Here is a 3038-nt window from a genome sequence, read left to right as displayed (position 1 = left end):
GCGCCATATCGATGTAGGGGCTTGCCAGCATGTTGATGATGGCCGCTCGGGTCATGCGCATCATGTGGGCCACGATTACCAGCGTAAGCGTGATTGCCGGCAGGGCGACTTTCCAGAGATGCTCCCAAAATGGCGTCTGATCGTTCACATTCGACAATGTCGGAAATTTGGGAACCGCATTGAGCATCCAGTTCAGCAAGACAGTGAGCCAATGAGGCAGCGTTTGAGCGAAATCGGATCCGATGAACGTGTCGCGCGAGATCACCAGGTAGGCGAGCATATAGGCGACGAAAAATTCCGGGAATGAAATGGTTGTCAGTGTCGCGACATTCACCAGCCGGTCGAACCAGCCGTTGCGGTACAGCGCAGCCAGAATGCCAAGCCCCAAGGCCAGAGGAACAGCTATCAGCGCAGTCACCGCTGCAAGGAACATCGTGTTGTAGAGGCGTGGTGCGATGATCTCGGCCACGGTACGCCGATATCCGGTGCGGCTCGCAAACGAAGAGCCGAAATCGCCATGGAGCATCTGGGCGACCCAAACGAAGTAGCGCTCGACAGGCGGGCGATCGATGCCGATTTCCCGCTGGAACGCGGCGACCGTTTCGGGCGTCGCCGATTGCCCGAGCGTGGCCTTGGCGAAGTCGCCTGGAAGCATCGCGATCGCAGAGAAGATAATGATGGACACGATGAACAAAGTGACCAGGCCGAGGCCAAGGCGCTGCAGGACCGTTTTTGCGACGGGGTTCATGTGCGTGGCGTTTCCCTTTGGGCGGCAGCCCTGCACTCGGAGCCAGCTGACCGGAGCCTCAAAACCATCGCGGCTCCGGCCCGCCATCTCATGCCGTGGCGATCCACCAGCGTTCGGCCATTTTCAGTCCATCGTTCTCCCAGTTGGGCGCCACATCACCGTGTGCGAGCTTTTTGGATTGGGCGCTGACGAAATTGTTGAAGACCAGCACGATGCTGCCGCCGTCATCGTGGGTTAACTGCTGCATCTCGGCATACATCGCCGCTCGCTTGGCCTCGTCCGTCTCGGCGCGCGCCTGGACAAGCAGTTCGTTGAAAGGGGGATTTTTCCAGAAGGATTCATTCCAACTGGAGTCGGCGGCGAAGGCTTGCGTGAACATCCAGTCGGCCGTCGCCCGACCGCTCCAATAGGAAGCGCACCAGGGTTTCTTCAGCCAGACATTGTCCCAATAAGCGTCCTCGGCCTCACGCACGACATTGACGTCGATGCCGCATTGGGCTGCCGTTTCGCGAATGAGCGAAGCCGCGTCCACGGCGCCGGCAAAAGCGGCATCGGCGACCGAGAGATCCACCTTCAGGTTCTCCATTCCGGCCTTTTTCAGGTAATGCTTGGCTTTTTCCGGATCGAAGCTGTGTTGCGGTTGCGGATCCTTGGCGAATTTGATGGCCGGCGCGATCGGGTTGTCGTTGGCCACAGTGGCGTGGCCAAGAAAGATCTTGTCGACGATTTCTTGGCGATTGATCGCCCATTTCAATGCCATTCGCACGTCTGGATTATCAAATGGCGCCATCGTGACATTCATCGGCAAGGTATAGTGCCCATAACCAGTGACTTCGACGATCTCCACCTTGGGATTGCGTTTCAACATGCCGAGGGTCTTCAGGTCGGCGCGGCCGATATAGTCCACCTCCCCCGTGGACAGCGCCGCCATGCGAGCGGCAAGATCCGTGATGGCGATGAACTCCACCTCATCGAGATAGGGCTTGCCGTTCTTGAAGTAGTTTGGATTGCGCTTGAGCTTGGCCGAAACGCCGGGCTGGAAATTCTCGACGACGAAAGCACCGGTGCGAACGCCTGAAGCCCAATCCGCCTTGCCATCCTTGGCCGGCATGATGACCAGATGGTAGTCACTCATAATGTAAGGGAAATCGGCGTTGCCGCTCTTGAGCGTGAAAACCACCGTTTCCGGGCCATCCGCCTTGATGTCGGCGACGGAGTCCAACAGCGATTTCGCCGCCGATTTGGTGTCCTTGCCCATGTGATATTGCAAGGAGGTCACGACGTCATCCGCCGTCACGGTCTTGCCGTTGTGAAAGGTTGCGCCTTTGCGCAGCTTGAAGGCCCAGGTTTTGGCTCCATCCGAAGTTTCAAAGATCTCGGCGAGGTCCGGTTGGACATTGCCTTTGGCGTCGACCTCAGTGAGGCTGTTGGACAGCGAGCCCGAAAATGCGGTTTGTGTGAACGTGTCGGGGTAGCCGGCCGGATCGATCGAATCCGTCGTCGCGCCATGAGCCATGCCGAGCTTGGCGAAGCCGCCCTGCATTGGTTCGGCCCGCGCCGTGCTCACGAACAGCCGGTCGGCGGCGGCAACCGTCAGGCCCGCGGCCAGCCCAAGATGAATGAAGTCGCGGCGGGAAACCTTGCCGCCTCCGATCAGGCTTTGCGCGATACCAAGCTTGTATTCAGATTCTGACATTTGACTCTCCCATTGCGGAATTCCCCGCGTTATTTCTCGTCAAGCACCGGCGAACAAATCTGCTTATCGGCTCCCGCCACCTTTCTTCGAATTTTTCCAATCCCAATCGGCTTGCGCCAATCAGGCCGTCACGTAGATGCCGCCGGCTTCGACGGTGACTGGAAATGTGCGCGCGCGAACGGACGGATCGACCAAGGCCGCGCCTGACTTGATGTCGAACTCCCAGCCGTGCCAGGCGCATCGAACGATCTCGTTTTCGCGATGATAGATGAATTGCGCCTGTTCAACGGGCGCGGTTGTGCCGCATTGCGGCCCCTCGCAAAGCGGAGCGCCACGGTGCGGACAGACATTCAGCAGCGCGTGGAATGAATCTCCGATGCGGAAAATCCCGACCGAAAGGCTGCGTATCTTGGCGATGAACGGAGACCCTGTTTCGATCTCGTCGACGCGGCAGATATATGTCTTCTCGGGCATCGTATGCTTCCTCAGGCGGCATTCGCGGCTTGCGCGCGGGGGATGCGTTTGTAGACTTCCAGCGCGTTCAGTCCCATGATCTTGCTCTTCCAGGCAGGAGGGATTTGCAGCGTGTTGGCA

General features: G+C 58.7%; 3 protein-coding genes. All 3 read right to left on the bottom strand.

Annotated elements, in window-relative coordinates; genetic code table 11:
• The coding region (locus tag EN939_RS27590) for an ABC transporter permease (RefSeq protein WP_164751271.1) at nt 1-748 on the bottom strand (748 nt) is incomplete at its 3' end.
• 88 nt (nt 749-836) lie between these two features.
• Nucleotides 837-2444, bottom strand: a complete 1608-nt coding sequence (locus tag EN939_RS27585; protein ID WP_127270882.1) for an ABC transporter substrate-binding protein — start codon at nt 2442-2444, stop codon at nt 837-839.
• Between the two features lie 120 nt (nt 2445-2564).
• Nucleotides 2565-2918, bottom strand: a complete 354-nt coding sequence (locus EN939_RS27580) for a Rieske (2Fe-2S) protein (RefSeq protein ID WP_023809364.1) — start codon at nt 2916-2918, stop codon at nt 2565-2567.
• Between the last annotated feature and the right edge of the window lie 120 nt (nt 2919-3038).

Origin of the sequence: Mesorhizobium sp. M7A.F.Ca.CA.002.05.1.1 (assembly GCF_003998335.1) — a bacterium.
Taxonomy (GTDB): Bacteria; Pseudomonadota; Alphaproteobacteria; order Rhizobiales; family Rhizobiaceae; genus Mesorhizobium.
This window is presented reverse-complemented; position numbering and strand designations above follow the sequence as displayed.

Coding starts and splice junctions, on each gene's coding strand:
- EN939_RS27580 (WP_023809364.1), bottom strand. CDS start 2,918: ATGCCCGAGAAGACATATATCTGCCGCGTCGACGAGATCGAAACAGGG.
- EN939_RS27585 (WP_127270882.1), bottom strand. CDS start 2,444: ATGTCAGAATCTGAATACAAGCTTGGTATCGCGCAAAGCCTGATCGGA.